This is a genomic window from Lysobacter sp. Root916 (assembly GCF_001429785.1).
Classification (GTDB): domain Bacteria; phylum Pseudomonadota; class Gammaproteobacteria; order Xanthomonadales; family Xanthomonadaceae; genus Lysobacter.
The window spans coordinates 139,759-156,181 of sequence record NZ_LMJF01000016.1; the positions used below are offsets into that span (position 1 = coordinate 139,759).

The 16,423-nt window shown below is 70.4% G+C and carries 10 protein-coding genes; 8 read left to right on the forward strand and 2 right to left on the reverse strand.

Features of this window, described 5'->3' with window-relative positions:
* Positions 1–27: 27 nt before the first annotated feature.
* The 5 genes from ASE35_RS18900 to ASE35_RS18920 all read left to right on the forward strand — a co-directional run bounded on the left by ASE35_RS18900 (position 28) and on the right by ASE35_RS18920 (position 11,855).
* Positions 28–2,052, forward strand: coding sequence for a methyl-accepting chemotaxis protein (locus ASE35_RS18900; protein ID WP_056182270.1), 2,025 nt, complete (start codon positions 28–30; stop codon positions 2,050–2,052).
* 106 nt (positions 2,053–2,158) lie between these two features.
* Entirely contained in the window at positions 2,159–8,725 is a 6,567-nt protein-coding gene (locus ASE35_RS18905) for an Hpt domain-containing protein (RefSeq protein WP_057164781.1), read from the forward strand.
* Complete coding sequence (locus tag ASE35_RS18910) at positions 8,718–10,250, forward strand: chemotaxis protein CheB (protein ID WP_082611374.1); 1,533 nt, start codon at positions 8,718–8,720, stop codon at positions 10,248–10,250. Before ASE35_RS18905 ends, ASE35_RS18910 begins: the two co-directional genes overlap by 8 nt.
* A gap of 14 nt (positions 10,251–10,264) precedes the next feature.
* Positions 10,265–10,747: a chemotaxis protein CheW gene (locus tag ASE35_RS18915; protein ID WP_057160761.1), complete on the forward strand. Its 483-nt coding sequence runs from the start codon at positions 10,265–10,267 to the stop codon at positions 10,745–10,747.
* 19 nt (positions 10,748–10,766) lie between these two features.
* The gene (locus ASE35_RS18920) at positions 10,767–11,855 is read left to right on the forward strand and encodes a heparan-alpha-glucosaminide N-acetyltransferase domain-containing protein (RefSeq protein WP_255357149.1); all 1,089 of its coding nucleotides are present in this window, start codon (positions 10,767–10,769) and stop codon (positions 11,853–11,855) included.
* Between the two features lie 116 nt (positions 11,856–11,971).
* Here the strand turns inward: ASE35_RS18920 and ASE35_RS18925 are convergent, their stop codons facing one another.
* Together ASE35_RS18925 and bioA are read right to left on the reverse strand one after the other, a co-directional pair.
* Positions 11,972–12,709, reverse strand: a complete 738-nt coding sequence (locus ASE35_RS18925; RefSeq protein ID WP_057160758.1) for a 16S rRNA (uracil(1498)-N(3))-methyltransferase — start codon at positions 12,707–12,709, stop codon at positions 11,972–11,974.
* Complete coding sequence (gene bioA, locus ASE35_RS18930) at positions 12,706–14,100, reverse strand: adenosylmethionine--8-amino-7-oxononanoate transaminase (RefSeq protein WP_057164854.1); 1,395 nt, start codon at positions 14,098–14,100, stop codon at positions 12,706–12,708. The genes ASE35_RS18925 and bioA overlap by 4 nt, the downstream gene beginning before the upstream one ends.
* A gap of 80 nt (positions 14,101–14,180) precedes the next feature.
* On the opposite strand from bioA, the gene nudE reads away from it, so the two are divergent.
* Genes nudE through mazG form a run of 3 tightly spaced genes read left to right on the forward strand, consistent with a single transcriptional unit; the run spans position 14,181 to position 16,403 of the window.
* Complete coding sequence (nudE, locus tag ASE35_RS18935; protein WP_056182253.1) at positions 14,181–14,744, forward strand: ADP compounds hydrolase NudE; 564 nt, start codon at positions 14,181–14,183, stop codon at positions 14,742–14,744.
* Entirely contained in the window at positions 14,741–15,574 is an 834-nt protein-coding gene (gene cysQ / locus ASE35_RS18940; protein WP_057164784.1) for a 3'(2'),5'-bisphosphate nucleotidase CysQ, read from the forward strand. Before nudE ends, cysQ begins: the two co-directional genes overlap by 4 nt.
* On the forward strand, positions 15,567–16,403 hold the full coding sequence (gene mazG / locus ASE35_RS18945) for a nucleoside triphosphate pyrophosphohydrolase (protein ID WP_082611375.1): 837 nt from the start codon (positions 15,567–15,569) through the stop codon (positions 16,401–16,403). Before cysQ ends, mazG begins: the two co-directional genes overlap by 8 nt.
* Positions 16,404–16,423: the final 20 nt, after the last annotated feature.

Here is a 16,423-nt window from a genome sequence, read left to right on the forward strand (position 1 = left end):
CATAAGCAACACTTTCTGAGGTCGAACATGAGCACTGTGATGGACAACGTGGCCGGCAAGGGCCGCAACCTGGGCGTCAACACCTGGCTGATCATCCTGGGCATCTCGGTGACGGTGTTCGGCTTGAACACGGGCTACGCGACCTGGAAGGCGGCGCGGCTGGGCGGCGCCAGCACCGCGGCTTCGCAGCTGCAGGTGAACTCGCAGAGACTCGCGGTGCAGGGGCGTGAAGCGGTCGGCGGCGCCAAGGAGGCCTTCGCGGCGTTCAAGGCCACCAAGACCAAGATCGACGGCGACATCAAGCAGCTCAACGACGTCTACGGCGGCACCTTCGAGGTGTCCACCCCGATCGGGACCGTGACCAACACCTGGGACCTGCTGGGCAAGAACGCCGACCAGGTGCTGAACTCCGAGAAGCAGGTCCTGGACCTGGCCGGCAACTTCGACAGCTTCTCCGGCCGCGTGCCGCAGCTGCAGGCGCGCCTGGACGAGCTGGTGCGCGCGATGTCGGCCTCCGGCTCGCCGTCCTCGCAGGTCTACATCGCCCTGCGCCAGGTCCTGCTGGCCGGCAACATGGCCCGTCGCATCACCGAAATGCGCGCCGGCGGCAGCGGCGCCTCGCTGGCCGGCGACGCGCTGGGCCGCGACGCGGCGGTGTTCGGCAACGTGCTCACCGGCCTGCGCAAGGGCGGCGACACCTCCACCGGCGTGCTGCCGCTGAGCAACGGCGGCGCGCTCGCCGCGCTCGGCCAGGCCGAGGCGCTGTGGGCCGAAATGAAGAAGGACCTGGACGCGATCTCGGCCAGCTCGCCCAAGCTGTTCGCCGCGCAGAGCGCGGCCGAATCGATCACCAGCGGCTCGGAAAAGCTGCTCAACGACAGCGAAAACCTGTTCAGCGCCTTCACCTCGTTCGGCTCGGTGCGCAGCACCAACCCGCTCGGCCACATCCTGGTCTCGATCATCTCCGGTATCGTCGCGCTGCTCGCTATCGCCGGCTTGCTGTTCTCCTTGAACCGCGCCCAGCAGAAGCGTTACCAGACCACCAAGGAACTCAACGACCGTAACCAGGAGGCGATCATGCGCCTGCTGGACGAAATGGGTTCGCTCGCAGAAGGCGACCTCACGGTGAAGGCGACGGTCACCGAGGACATGACCGGCGCGATCGCGGACTCGATCAACTTCGCCGTCGAACAGCTGCGCAGCCTGGTGCAGACGATTACCGACACCTCGGTGCAGGTGGCCTCCTCGGCCCAGGAAACCCAGGCCACCGCCATGCATCTGGCCGAGGCCGCCGAACACCAGGCCCAGGAGATCAACTCGGCCTCCGACCGCATCAGCGAAATCGCGGCCTCGATCGACCAGGTCTCCAAGAACTCGGCCGAATCGGCGGACGTGGCGCAGCGCTCGGTGCAGATCGCGACCAAGGGCGCGGGCGTGGTGCGGCAGACGATTCAGGGCATGGACTCGATCCGCGACCAGATCCAGGAAACCTCGAAGCGAATCAAGCGCCTGGGCGAGAGCTCGCAGGAAATCGGCTCGATCGTCGAACTGATCAACGACATCTCGGAGCAGACCAACATCCTGGCGCTGAATGCCGCCATTCAGGCCGCCTCGGCCGGTGAAGCGGGCCGCGGGTTCGCGGTCGTGGCCGACGAAGTGCAGCGACTGGCGGAACGCGCGTCCAACGCGACGAAGCGAATCGAGACGCTGGTCCAGACAATTCAGTCCGACACCAACGAAGCTGTGAGCTCGATGGAGCAGACGACCTCGGAAGTGGTCGCCGGCGCCCGACTGGCCGAGGACGCGGGTACCGCGCTGGGCGAGATCGAAAAGGTGTCGTCCGACTTGTCCAACCTCATTCAAGGCATTTCCAGCGCGGCGCAGCAGCAGTCCAGCGCGGCCTCGAACATCACTCAAACCATGAACACGATTCAGCAAATCACCTCGCAGACCTCCCAAGGCGCCAACCAGACCGCCGAGTCGATCGGTAATCTGGCGCAGTTGGCCGCCGACCTGCGCCGCTCGGTCGCCGACTTCAAGCTGCCGGCCTAAGCCAAGCCCAGGACGACGAGGTCGCAATCAGGATGAAGATCCCAGCCGCAAGGCTTCTCCAGGACCGGCGAACACGCCGAGGCCTCGCTGACGGGCGGGGGGCGGCATGACCGCACTGCGAGAAGCGATCGATACCACCACGCTGGGCTGGATCAAGCCGGAGCTGGACGAGACCCTGCGCCAGGCGCGCCAGGAGATCGAGGCCTACGCCGAGGATCCCACCGACACCAGTCGCATGCGCTTCTGCGCCAGCCACCTGCATCAGGTGCACGGCACCCTGCGCATGGTCGAGCTGTACGCGCCGGCCATGGTCGCCGAGGAAATGGAGCGCCTGGCGCTGGCGCTGCAACAGGGCCAGGTCGGCGATCGCGATGAAGCCTGCGCGGCGCTGATGCGCGGCGTGGTGCTGCTGCCCGACTACCTGGAACGCCTGCAGGGCGGTCATCGCGACATTCCGATCGTGCTGCTGCCGCTGCTCAACGAACTGCGCGCCTCGCGCGGCGAGGCGGGCCTCAACGAAAGCGTGCTGTTCGCGCCCGATCTCGACCGTCCGCTGCCGGCGCACCTCGCGCCGCCGCCGCCGAGCTCGCCCGCGCGCGGCAGTACCAATATGCATCTGTCCACGCTGCGCGATGCGCTGGCGGCGTGGCCGGAAGACGGCGCCCCGGCCGATGCCGGCAAGCTTGCCCAGGCGGTCGACGGCCTGCTCGCCGACGTCGTGCTGGAGCCGGTGCGGCGCATGCTGTGGGTGGCCTCGTCGGTCGCCGGCGCCCTGCGCGACGGCGCCCTGCCGCCCACGCGCGCGCTGCGCCAGGCCTTCGGCGGCGTCGAACGCGAAGCCCGGCAGATGCTCGCCGACGACGGTTTCTCCAGCCCGCGCGGCGAACCCGCGGCCGAGCCGACCCGTCAGCTGCTCTATCACGTCGCCCATAGCGACGGCCGCCATCCGGCCCTGGACGACCTGCGCCAGACCTTCGAACTGGCGTCGCACCTGCCCAGCGAGTCCGAACTCGAACACGCGCGCGGCAGCCTCAGCGGCCGCAACCGCGCGCTGCTGGATACCGTATCGGCGGCGATCAAGGAAGACCTGCTGCGGGTCAAGGACGCGCTGGACCTGCACCTGCGCACCAATCAGACCGAGGCCAGCGAACTGCGTCCGCAGATCGAGGCCCTGGCCCGCGTCAGCGACACCCTGGGCATGATGGGGCTGGGCGTCGCCCGCACCGTGGTGCTGCAGCAGCGCGACGCCATGATCGAAATCGTCGACGGCAAGCGTCCGGCCGACGAAGGCGCCCTGCTCGATGTCGCCGGCGCCCTGCTGTATGTCGACGCCTCGCTGGACGACCAGGTCTCGCGCCTGGGCCTGCCGGAAGAGAAGGCCGACGAAGACCTGCTGGCCGGCGAATCGCGCAAGGTGCTGGACGTGGTCGTGCGCGAAGCCATCGCCAACTTCGGCGACGCGCGCCAGTCCTTCGTCGCCTTCGTCGAGACCAACTGGGATCACGCCGAGCTGGTCGAAGTGCCGCGCGTGCTGGACGAAGTCGCCGGCGCGCTGCGCATGCTGGAACTGCCGCTGCCCGCCGACTACCTAACCGGCGTCAAGCGCTACACCGAAGTCGAGCTGATCGGCCGCCATCGCGTGCCCAACGGCCAGCAGCTGGACACCCTGGCCGACGCCCTGGCCAGCCTGGAGTACTACCTCGAGGCGCTGCGCGAGCAGCGTCCGAACCGCGACGACATCCTCGACATCGCGCGCCAGAGCCTGGAAGCCCTGCGCTACTGGCCGCTGCCCGAAGTCGTGCGCACGCCCGATCCGGCCAGCGCTTCCATCGCGGCGCCCGCCGCCGGCCGCATCGAACTGCCGGAAGCGGCCGAGATCGACGCCATGGTCGCCGGCCGCGCGCATCTGGACTACGTCGCGCCCGAAGCCCTGGCACCGACGCCGGTCGCGCCGCCTGTCGAACCCGCTCCCGCTCCCGCTCCCGCGCTCGCCGAGGCTCCGCGCCAGTCCGCCGCCACCGGCGGTTTCGCCCACAGCGACGACATCGACGACGAGATCCGCGACATCTTCCTGGAAGAGTTCAAGGAAGAAATCGGCAACCTCGACGACCTGCTGCCGGCCTGGCGCGAAGCGCCGGACGATCTGGAGCGTCTGTACCCGATCCGTCGCGTCTTCCACACCCTCAAGGGCAGCGGCCGCTTGGTCGGCGCCAAGACCTTGGGCGAGTTCAGCTGGAAGATCGAAAGCCTGCTCAACCGCGTGCGCGATCATGGCCGCGTGGTCAGCCCCGAGCTGATCGATCTGGTCGGTCATGCCCATCGCGCGCTGCCGCAGCTGTACTCGGCGCTGCGCAACGAGGGGCCGATCACCGCCGATCTGGCTGGCATCGAGGCCCATGCCGACCTGCTCGCCACCGGCGAGGAAGCCTTCTACCGGCCGATGCACCTGGTCGCGCCGGCCGCGCCCGCGGCCGAGGCGCCGATCGAGCCGGTGCTGGAAACCATCGTCGAAGACGTGCCGGTTCCGGTCGAGGTCGAAAGCGAAAGTTTCGTGCTGGATGTCGAGCCCGAAGCGCTGGCCGTGGACGCCGAGCCCGAGGCCCCCGCCGCCGTCGAGGTCGCCACCGCCGGCGTGCCGGCCTCGGTCGACGCGGTGCTGCTGGAAATCCTCGACACCGAAGTCACCGGTCACCTGGTCACCATCCAGCGCTGGCTGGCTGCCGCGCAGGCCGCGCCGTCGCCGGCCGACGACGGCCTGCAACGCGCGATCCACACCCTCAACGGTGCGTTCGCGATGACCGAGGTTCCGGTCATCACCGACGTGATCGCGCCGACCGAGGTCTACGTCAAGCGCCTGTTGGCCGCGGGCGGTCCGGCCAGCGCCGAGGGCGTCGCCGCCATCGGCGCGGTCGCGGTCGCGATCGAACGCACCCTGGCCAGTCTCAAGTCCGAACCGCAGAGCGTGCCGGTGTTCCCGGGCCTGGCCGAGCGCATGATCGCCTTGCGCGACAGCCTGCCGGATGCGCGTTCCAGCCTGCAGATCGAAGAACCGCATCTGGAGACGGTGGAATCGGCCGAATCGCCGTTCGCCGACACCAGCCTGGACAGCGAACTCACCGCGCTGGACCTGAGCGCGTTCGGCCAGCTCGACGACGAAGCCGTGCCCGCCGGTCTGGTACGCGGCCACAGCGCCGCCGATCTGGATGAGCCGGAGTCCGAAACCTCCGCCGCCGGCGAGTTCGTCGGCGTGATCGCGGGCGCCATCGCCGCGGCGATTCCCAGCGACGACGCCCTGTCGTCCGCGGCGGACGCCGAACGCGCTGCGGCCGAAGCCGAACGTATCGCCGCCGAACAAGCCGAAGCCGAACGGGTCGAGGCCGAACGTGCCGCCGCCGAACAGGCGGAAGCCGAACGCCTTGCCGCCGAGCAGGCCGAGGCCGAGCGTATCGAAGCCGAGCGCCTGGCCGCCGAGCAAACCCAGGCCGAGCGCGCCGAGGCCGAACGTCTTGCCGCCGAGCAGGCCGAAGTCGAGCGCATCGAAGCCGAGCGCCTCGCCGCCGAGCAAACCCAGGCCGAGCGCGCCGAGGCCGAACGCCTCGCCGCCGAGCAGGCCGAAGCCGAGCGCGTCGAAGCCGAACGCCTCGCCGCCGAGCAGGCCGAAGCCGAACGCGTCGAAGCCGAACGCCTCGCCGCCGAGCAAGCCGAAGCCGAGCGCGTCGAAGCCGAACGCCTCGCCGCCGAGCAAGCCGAAGCCGAACGCGTCGAAGCCGAACGCCTCGCCGCCGAGCAGGCCGAAGCCGAGCGTCTCGAAGCCGAGCGCCTCGCCGCGGAACAGGCCGAAGCCGAGCGTATCGAAGCCGAGCGCCTCGCCGCCGAGCAGGCCGAGGCCGAACGTCTGGCCGAAGAGGAACGCGAGTACGCGCTCCTGGAAGCCGAGTACGCCGAAGCCGAGCGCGTGGCCCGCGAGCAGCAGGCCGCCGCCGAAGCCGCGATCGCCGCGGCGTTGGCGCCGCCCGCCGACGCTCTGGCGCCGCAGCCGGCCGCGAACGACGAAACCGAGTCGGGCGAAGCCGAGTCGCTCGAAGCCCAGTCGCTCGAAGCCCAGTCGCTCGAAGCCCAGTCGCTCGAAGCCCAGTCGCTCGAAGCAGAGTCGCTCGAGGCACCGCCCGAAGACGAGCTCGCGGAAATCGAGTACTTCAACGACGATCCGGTCGAAGACGGCCACGTCGTCGCCGAGCCGGTCGCGGTCGAAACGGTGGAAGTCGCCGAGGCCGCGCCGCTGCCGGAAACGCTCAAGCGCATCATCGAAGCCAACCCCGATCCGGACGAAGCGCTGGATCTGGCCGAGCTCGATCCCGAGCTGGTCGACATCTTCGTCGAGGAAGGCGGCGACCTGCTCGACCATTCCGACGGCCTGCTCGCGCAGCTGCGCGAGGCCCCGAACGAACGCGAGCCGCTGGTCGGCCTGCAGCGCGATCTGCATACCCTCAAGGGCGGCGCGCGCATGGCCGGCATCATGGCCGTGGGCGAACTCGGCCACGCCATGGAATCGCTGCTGGAGGCGGTGGTCGATCAGCGCAGCGAACTCGGCCGCGACGGCGTGCCCTTGCTGGAGCGCGGTTTCGACCGCCTGCACGCGATGGTCACCCGGGTCGGCACGCGTCGCGCGATCGCCATGCCCGAGGCGCTGATCGCCGAATTCGACGCACGTGCGCGCGGCGAGATCTACACCGCGCCCACCGTCACCGACGACGGCACCATCGTCCCGGCCAGCGCGCCCAAGGTCGAACTCAAGCCGTTGTCGGCGCCGATGGTCGAGGTCGCCGTCGGCGACGACGACGACATCGGCGTGCGCGCGCCGCAGGAACAGGTGCGTATCCGCGCCGACCTGCTCGACCGCCTGGTCAACTACGCCGGCGAAGTCGCGATCTACCGCGCCCGCCTGGAACAGCAGTTGGGTGCGTTCCGCGGCGCGATCGCGGAAATGGCGCAGACCAACACGCGTATGCGCGACCAGCTGCGCCGTCTGGAAATCGAAACCGAAGCCCAGATCATCGCGCGCTACCAGCGCGAGGGCGACGCCAGCGACCAGTCCTTCGATCCGCTCGAACTCGACCGCTTCTCCAATCTGCAGCAGCTCTCGCGAGCGCTGTCGGAGTCCGCGGCCGACCAGGGCAGCTTGCAGACCACGCTGGACGACCTCACGCGCCAGTACGAAACCCTGCTGCTGCAACAGTCGCGCGTCAGCTCGGATCTGCAGGAAGGCCTCATGCGCACGCGCATGGTGCCGTTCGATGCGCTGCTGCCGCGTCTGCGTCGCGTCGTGCGTCAGGCCTCGGGCGAACTGGGCAAGCAGGTCCAGCTCAAGCTGGAAGGCACCCAGGGCGAACTCGACCGCAACGTGCTGGAGCGCATGACCGCGCCGCTGGAGCACATGCTCCGCAACGCCGTCGCGCACGGTCTGGAAGCGCCCGCGCAACGCAGGCAGGCCGGCAAGCCGGAAGAGGGCACGGTCCGCATCGCGGTGCGCCGCGAAGGTTCCGAAGTCGTGCTGGAAGTGGCCGACGACGGCGCCGGCCTGGACCGCGCCGCGATCCGCCGCCGCGGCGAAGAGCGCGGTCTGGTCCGCGCCGAAGCGGTGCTGGCCGACAGCGACCTCGACGCACTGATCCTGGAACCGGGCTTCTCCACCGCCGACGAGGTCAGCCGCCTGGCCGGCCGCGGCGTCGGCATGGACGTGGTCGCCAGCGAAGTGCGTCAGCTCGGCGGCACGCTCGACATCCAATCGCGTCCGGGCAAGGGCGTCACCTTCCTCCTGCGCCTGCCGCAGACGCTCGCGGTCACCCAGGCGGTGTTCGTGCGTATCGGCGATACGACCTTCGCGGTGCCGATCGCCTCGGTGCGTGGCGTCGGCCGGATCGCGCGCGAGGGCCTGGAAGCCGAAGGCGCCAACTACCGTTACGGCGGCGAAGACTACGCCGTGCACGACCTGGGCCTGCTGCTGGGCCACGCCCCGGCCAAGGCCGAAGGCCAGTTGCAGATGCCGCTGCTGCTGATCCGCTCCGGCGATCTGCGCGCCGCGGTCACCGTCGACCAGGTCGTCGGCAACCGCGAAATCGTGGTCAAGCCGGTCGGTCCGCAGGTCGCTTCGGTGCCGGGCATCTTCGGCGGCACCATCATGGGCGACGGCCGCGTGGTCGTGATTCTGGACGTCGCGCCGCTGGTGCGCCGTCAGGCCCTGCTGCCGCGCGACTACGTGCCGGCGCCGGTGGTGCCGGTCGAAACCCGCCGCGTGCCGCTGGTGATGGTGGTCGACGACTCGGTCACCATGCGCAAGGTCACCGGCCGCGTGCTGGAGCGCCACAACTTCGAGGTTCTGACCGCGAAGGACGGCCTGGATGCGCTGGAGCGTATGACCGATGTGGTGCCGGACCTGATGCTGCTCGACATCGAAATGCCACGCATGGACGGCTACGAGCTGGCCACGCAGATGAAGTCCGACGCGCGCTTGCGCGACGTGCCCATCGTCATGATCACCTCGCGTACCGGCGACAAGCATCGTCAGCGCGCGTTCGAGATCGGCGTGGAACGCTACCTGGGCAAGCCTTACCAGGAGCCGGAACTGATGCGCAACGTGTTCGAATTGCTGGGAATCGCGCGACACCATGAGTGATTCGAGCAGACGCGTGGTACTGCTGGCGCGCGAAGGCGCGGCCCGCGATCGCCTGCGTGGCGCGCTTAACGACGCCGGCGCGCAGTTGGTGCTGGAAGCCGATCCGACCCGGCTGCTGCCGGCCGAGCTCAGCGCCGCCGCGCCGAACGTGGTCGTGGTGGCGCTGGATCAGGTCACCGAGGACGCGCTGGACCGTTTCGAAAGCGTGCTGGTGGACCCCTCGATCGAAGTGCTGTTCGAGGAAGCCGAACTCGCCGCCGCCCGCGAAGGCTGGGATGCGGCGCGTTGGGTGCGCCACCTCAGCGCCAAGCTGCACCACCACAACGACGTGCTGCCGCCGGGCCGCGAGCCGGAACCGGAGCAGGCGCTGTTCGCGCCCCAGGCCGACCGTCCCTACGTGCCGCCGGTGCGCGAAGAGTCCTACGCCGGTTTCGACCCGGTCGCGGTCGAGATCCCCAGCGGCGGGCTGTCCTTCGTCGCCCCCGATCACGTCGCCGAGTTGCCGCCGGAGCTTCCGTCCGAGCTGGCCCCGATCGAGATCGAAGGCGCGCTCCACGATGCGCCGATCGAGCTCAAACCGTTCGAATCCACCTTCGACATCGATGCCGATCCGGCCGCGGCCGCCGCGCCGGAAGCGCCGGTGGAGCTGGCGCCGTTCGAGTCCAGCTTCGATTTCGAGGCCGAGCCCGCCGCGCCGGTGTCGATGCCCGGCGCGCCCACCGAAGCGCCGGTGGTGATGTACTCCACCCAGTTCGAATTCGTGTCCGAACGCGTGCCGCCGCCGCTGCCGCCGCAGGACGAGCCCGTCGCCGAGGCGTCCGCGCCCGCGGCCGAAGTGGCCGTGCCGGTGGCGCCGGAGTGGGGCTTCGACGATGAGGCGCCGGCGCTGCGCGCCGCCGCCGAGCCGCGCGCCCGCGACAACGCCGACGGCAACCTGCATCGCGATCTCGACGCGATCGAACAACGCATTTCCTCGCTGGAACTGGTCGACGACCGCCCGACCGAGACCGTCGGCGGCGCCGTGCTGGTGTTGGCCGGCATCGGCGGCCCGGATGCGGTGCGTCAGCTGTTGGGCGCGATGCCGGAAGACTTCCCGCGTCCGCTGCTGGTGCAGCAGCGTCTGGACGGCGGCCGCTACGACAAGCTGGTCGCGCAGATGCAGCGCGCGACCTCGGTGCTGGTCAAGCTGGCCGAGCCGGGCTCGCGCGCGATCGCCGGCGTGATCTATATCCTGCCCGCGGGCGTCGGCATCAACGTCGGCGACTCCGGCATCCAGTTCAACGGCGACGGCACCGACGTGCTGGCGGCGCTGCCGCCCGCCGACAGCGCAGTGCTGATGCTCAGCGGCAGCGATCCGGCCCTGGTCGACGCGGCGATGAATCATGCTTGGGCCGGCGCGCTGGTCGCCGGCCAGGCGCCCGACGGTTGCTTCGACGCGGCCGCGCCCAACGCGTTGATCGCGCGCGGCGGCGAAGCGGGTCAACCGGCCGAACTGGCCGCGCGCCTGGCCGCGCGCTGGTCCTGAGGAAAGCGAACGATATGTCCGAGCAGAACACCACCGTGCCCAGCGACATCCGAGGCGTGTTGATCCAGGTCTCGGGCGCGCGCCTGCTGCTGCCCAACGCCACCATCGCCGAGGTGCTGTCGTACGCGCCGCCGGAGCCGATCGCCGATGCGCCGCATTGGCTGCTGGGCCGCCTGCGCTGGCGCGGTTGGCAGCTGCCGCTGATCGCGTTCGCGGAAATGGCCGGGTTCGCCCAGGAAAACGCCGCGCTGGGCAGCAAGGTCGTGGTGCTCAAGGCGCTGGGCGGCGATCCGCGCGCACCGTACTTCGCCATGTTGACCCAGGGCTTCCCGCGCCTGGTCACGGTGTCGCAGGACGGCCTGCTGCTGGACGCCAACCAGGAAGGCATCCCGCAGGGCGTGCACGCGCGCGTGGTGCTGAACGAGGACGTGGCCTTCGTGCCCGACCTGGAAGCCGTGGAAGCCCTGATCGGCGGCGCGCTCGCGCAGGCCGCCTGAGTCCGGCCTCCCGCGCGGCGTGGGCGCCTGTGCGACCTCCGCTGCGCCGCCGCGTTACGCATCGGTCGATGCGCTACGCGGCCTGACCGTGGCGGCGATGCTGCTGGTCAACAATCCCGGCGATTGGAACCACGTGTATGCGCCGCTGCTGCATGCGCACTGGCACGGCTGCACGCCGACCGACCTGATCTTCCCGATGTTCCTGTTCATCGTCGGCGTGTCGATCGCGCTGGCGCTGAATCCGCGCGTGGAGCGCGGCGACGCCAAACCCGCGCTCGCGCGCGGCGTGCTGGCGCGCGCCGCCCGCATCTTCGGCCTGGGCCTGCTGCTGCATCTGTGCGCCTGGTGGGCCTTCGATCTGGAGCATTACCGGGCGATGGGCGTGCTGCAACGCATCGGCCTGTGCTTCGGCGCGGCCGGCTTGTGCGCGCTGTGGCTGCCGGCGCGCGCGCAATGGGGCCTGCTGGCCGCCGTGCTGCTGGGATACGGCCTGCTGCTGGCGGCGGGTGGCGGCTACGAGCTCTACGCGAATATCGCCAGCCGCTTCGACAGCCAACTGCTCGGTGTCCACGTCTACCAACTGGAAACGGGCAGCGGGCGCGGTCACGATCCCGAAGGCCTGCTCAGCACGCTCGGCGCCTTGGCCACCACCTTGCTCGGACTGCGCGCAGGCGATTGGCTGCGAAACGGGCGCTTGCGCGCGCTGTGGATCGCCGGCGCGCTGTGCATGGCGCTGGGCTACCTGCTGTCGTATGCGCAGCCGCTCAACAAGAATCTGTGGACGCCCAGCTACGTGCTGTGGACCGGCGGTATCGCCTGCTGGATTCTGGCCGTATTCCACCGCGCCATCGATGTGCGCGGCTGGCCGGCGCTGGGGCGCGCTTTCGGCGTCAATGCGATCGCGGCCTATGCCGGCTCGGCTTTTCTGCTCTACGCCCTGGCCGCGGCGGGCTGGCTGGAGCCGCTGTACCGGCATGCGTTCGCGGATTGGATGACCCCGCGCTTCGGACCCTACCTGCCTTCGCTGGCCTATGCACTCGCGTTCGTCGCGCTGTGGTGGGTCGTGGTGCGGGCGCTGGATATGCGTCGGATCTACTTCAAGATCTAGCCGCCGTGGCGGCGCGCGATGCGGTTCGCCTATGGCTCACCACATCCTACGTTCCCGACGAAACCGCGCACCTCGTAGGATGCGGTGAGCGCAGCGAGCCGCCTCGCACGCCATCCTCAAGCCAGATCGCCGAACCGCGCCTGCAAGGCCGCGATCGCGGCCAGGCCGGCGGTTTCGGTGCGCAGGATGCGCGGGCCCAGGCGCAGGCCGAGGAAGCCGGCGGCGCGCAGTTGTTCGCGGTCCAGCGGCGACCAGCCGCCTTCCGGGCCGATCGCCAGATGGACCGCCGCGTCGGCGTCCACGCTCAGGGTCGAGAAGGCGAGCTCGCCTTCCGGGTCCAGGATCAGGCGCAGGCCGCCGGCAGGCAGCGCCGCCAGCGCCGCGCTCAGCGACAAGGGCGCGGCGACCTCGGGCACGCGCGCGCGGCCGCTCTGCTCGCAGGCCGAGGCCACCACGCTGCGCCAATGCGCGAGCCGCTTCTCGGCGCGCGCCTCGTCCAGCTTGACCTCGCTGCGCTGCGACCACAGCGGGCGCACTTCGGCCACGCCCAGTTCGGTCGCCTTCTGCAGGATCAGGTCCATCTTCTCGCCGCGCGCGATGCCTTGCAGCAGCACCAGGCGCAGCGGCGATTCGCGTTCCACCGGCATGGCCGCATCGATGGCGACACGCAGCTCGCGCTTGCCCAGGGCGACGATGCGCGCCGGGTAGTCGTGGCCGTCGCCGTTGAACAGCACGCAGGCATCGCCGACGCCCAGCCGCAGCACCCGCGCCAGATGCGTGGCCGGGCCCTCGGGCAGGGCCAGTTCGGTGCCCGCGCGCAGCGGCTGATCGACGTGGACGCGCGTCAGCCTCATGCGCCGGCCTCCGCCACCGCGTGGTCGATGGCCTCGCGCGTGGTTCGGGCGAGCAGCGTCAGCGCCTCGTCGTCGACGCAGTAGGGCGGCATCCAGTACAGCACGTCGCCGAGCGGACGCAGCAGCACGCCGCGCTCCAGCGCCGCCCGGTAGGCGCGCAGGCCGATCCGGGCCGAGGCCTCGAACGGAGTGCGCTTGTCGCCGCCTTGGGTGAGTTCGAAGGCGACGATCATGCCGGCCTGGCGCACGTCGGCGACGTGCGCATGCGCGGCCAGCGGCGCGGCCAGCTCGGCCATGCGCGCGGCGGTGGCGCGGTTGCGCGCCAGGATATCGTCGCTGGCGAAGATGGCCTGCGCGGCCAACGCCGCGGCGCAGGCCAAGGGGTTGCCGGTGTAGCTGTGCGAGTGCAGGAAGGCGCGCTCGCGCGAATCGTCGAGGAAACCGTCGTAAATGGCCTGGGTGGTCAGTACCGCGGCCAGCGGCAGCGCGCCGCCGGTCAGGCCCTTGGACAGGCACAGCAGGTCGGGCGCGATGCCGGCCTGTTCGCACGCGAACATCGTGCCGGTGCGGCCGAACCCGACCGCGATCTCGTCGGCGATCAGGAACACGCCGAACTCGTCGCACAGCGCGCGCACGTGGCGCAGGTAGGAGGCGTCGTGCATGCGCATGCCGCCCGCGCATTGCACGCGCGGCTCCAGGATCAGCGCGCAGACTTCGCCGGCATGGCGTTCGAGCAGCGCACGCAGGCCGTCGGCCGCGTGCTGGGCGCGCTGCGCCGGCGTCTCGCCCGGCTCGCACAGGTAGGCGTCGGGCGAGGGCGCGAACAGCGCCTCGGCCAGCAGCGGCGCGTACACGCGCCGGTACAGCGGAATGTCGCCGACCGCGAGCGCGCCCAGGGTCTCGCCGTGGTAGCCGTTGTCCAGGGCGATGAACTTGGTGCGTCCCGGCTCGCCGCGGTTGCGGAACCAATGGAAGGCCATCTTCAGCGCCACCTCGACCCCGGCCGAGCCGTTGTCGGCGTAGAACACCTTGGCCAGCGGTGCGCGCCCGGCTTCGCGTGGGGCGATCCGCAGCAGGCCTTCGGCCAGTTCCACCGCCGGCGCGTGCGAGCAGCCGGCCAGGATCACGTGCTCCAGCGTGCGCGCCTGGGTCGCGATGGCCTCGGCGATGCGCGGCTCGGCGTGGCCGAACAGGTTGGTCCACCAGCTCGAGATCGCGTCCAGGTAGCGCCGGCCGTCGCGTCCGATCAGCCACGGCCCCTGGCCGCCGGCGATCGGCAGCAGCGGCAGCGTGTCGGGGTGTTCGCGCATCTGGGTGCACGGGTGCCAGAGCACGGCGAGGTCGCGTTTGCGCCAGGCGTCGGCCTCGGAGACGCCGCCCTCTGCTAGCATCGCGGCATGCTGATTCGTATCTTGCATCCCGCCATTATCCCGCCTTTTGCCCCGCGCACACGCACCGCGGGAGTGCGTTCGTGAGCCGGCGCCTGCCCATCATCCACGGGGTCACCGAGCACGACGCCGGGCCCTACAAGCTGGAGCGGCTGGACCTGGAGTTTTCCAACGGCGAACGCCGCCGCTACGAGCGCCTGCTCGGGCGCGGTCACGGCGCGGTGGTGGTGGTGCCCATGATCGACGCCGAGACCGTGCTGCTGGTGCGCGAGTACGCCGCCGGCGTGCACCGCTACGAGCTGGGCCTGGTCAAGGGCCGGATAGACGAGGGCGAGACCGCGATCGAGGCCGCCGACCGCGAGCTCAAGGAGGAGGCGGGCTACGGCGCGCACTCCCTGACCCTGCTGCGCTCGCTGTCGCTGGCGCCGACCTACATGAGCCATCAGGCGCAGCTGGTGGTGGCGCGCGACCTGTACCCGCAGCGCCTGCCCGGCGACGAGCCCGAAGAGCTCGAGGTCGTGCCCTGGAAACTCGACCGCCTGCACGAGCTGATCCTGTGCGAGGACTTTTCCGAGGGCCGCAGCATCGCCGCCTTGTTCATCGCGCGCGAATGGCTGCGCACCCAGGTAGAGCATCCCCCCGCATGACCGATACCGCACCCGATTACGTGGACCAGGCCCTGGTCGAAGGCGCGATCGCGATCGCGCGCGACGCGGCCGCCGCGATCCTGGCGATCTACGAGCAGGACTTCGACGTCGAGCACAAGGCCGACGCCTCGCCGCTGACCGCGGCCGACCTGGCCGCGCACCATTGCATCGTCGACGGCCTGGCCCGGCTCACCCCCGATATCCCGGTGCTGTCGGAGGAATCCGCGCACGAGGTGTCGTTCGAGCTGCGCCGGCAGTGGCGGCGGCTGTGGCTGGTCGATCCGCTCGACGGCACCCGCGAGTTCGTCAAGCGCAACGGCGAGTTCACCGTCAACCTGGCCCTGATCGACGATGGCGTGCCGGTGTTCGGCGTGGTCCAGGCCCCGGTCGGCGGCGCGCTCTGGTACGGCGTGCGCGGCGGCCGCGCGTTCCGCCGCGACGGCGAGCGCGAACAGGCCTTGCAGGTGCGCATCCCGGCCAGCCCGCCGCTGCGCGTGGCCGCCAGCCGTTCGCACCGCGACGTGCGCACCGAAGCCTTCATGAGCCGCCTGTCGGCGCTGGCCGGCGGCCAGGTCGAGCCGATCGGCCTGGGCTCCTCGCTCAAGTTCTGCCGCATCGCCGAGGGCGGCATGGACATTTATCCGCGCTTCGGCCCGACCAGCGAATGGGACACCGCCGCCGGCCAATGCGTGCTCGAAGCCGCGGGCGGGCAGGTGCTGGATCCACAGGGACGGCCGTTCCGCTACAACCAACGCGCGCGCATCCTCAACGGCGATTTCATCGCCTTGGGCGATCCTTCGTTGCCCTGGCGGGACTGCCTGGATGGCTGAGGGCGCGCCGCTGCCGGACGGCATCGCCGGCCTGATCGCGATCATGGCGCGCCTTCGCGACCCGGACGGCGGCTGCCCCTGGGACGTCGAGCAGACCTTCGCCACCATCGCGCCGTACACGGTCGAAGAGGCCTACGAAGTCGCCGATGCGATCGACCGCGAAGACCTGCCGGCGCTGAAGGACGAACTCGGCGACCTGTTGTTGCAGGTGGTCTTCCACGCGCGCATGGCCGAGGAGCAGGGCGCGTTCGCGTTCGCCGACGTGGTCGCCGCGATCAGCGACAAGATGGTGCGCCGCCACCCGCACGTGTTCGCCGGCGCCAGCGTCGAGGACGTCGAGGCCCAGACCGTGGCCTGGGAAGAACAGAAGCGTCGCGAACGCGAGGCGGCCGGCGAAGCCGACACCTCGGCGCTCGCGGGCATCGCGCGCGGCCTGCCGGAATGGCAGCGCGCGGTGAAACTGCAAAAGCGCGCCGCCTCGGTCGGCTTCGACTGGCCCAACGTGACCCCGGTGATCGCCAAACTGCACGAGGAAATCGAGGAAGTGCGCGCCGAGTTCGACGCCGTCGCCGCCGCGCCGGACGATGCGGCCGCGCGCGACCGCCTCGAGGACGAGATCGGCGACCTGCTGTTCGTGGCCGCGAATCTGGCCCGGCACGGCAAGGTCGACGTGGGCGCCGCGCTGCGGCGCGCGAATCTGAAATTCGAACGGCGGTTCCGGGCGATGGAACGGCTGGCGGCTGGCGACCGCACACCCTTGTCGGGTCTGTCGCTGGACGCACAGGACGCCTACTGGGCCAGTGCCAAGCGACAGGAGCGGGGCGAGTAGATCCGGTGTCGAGATCGACG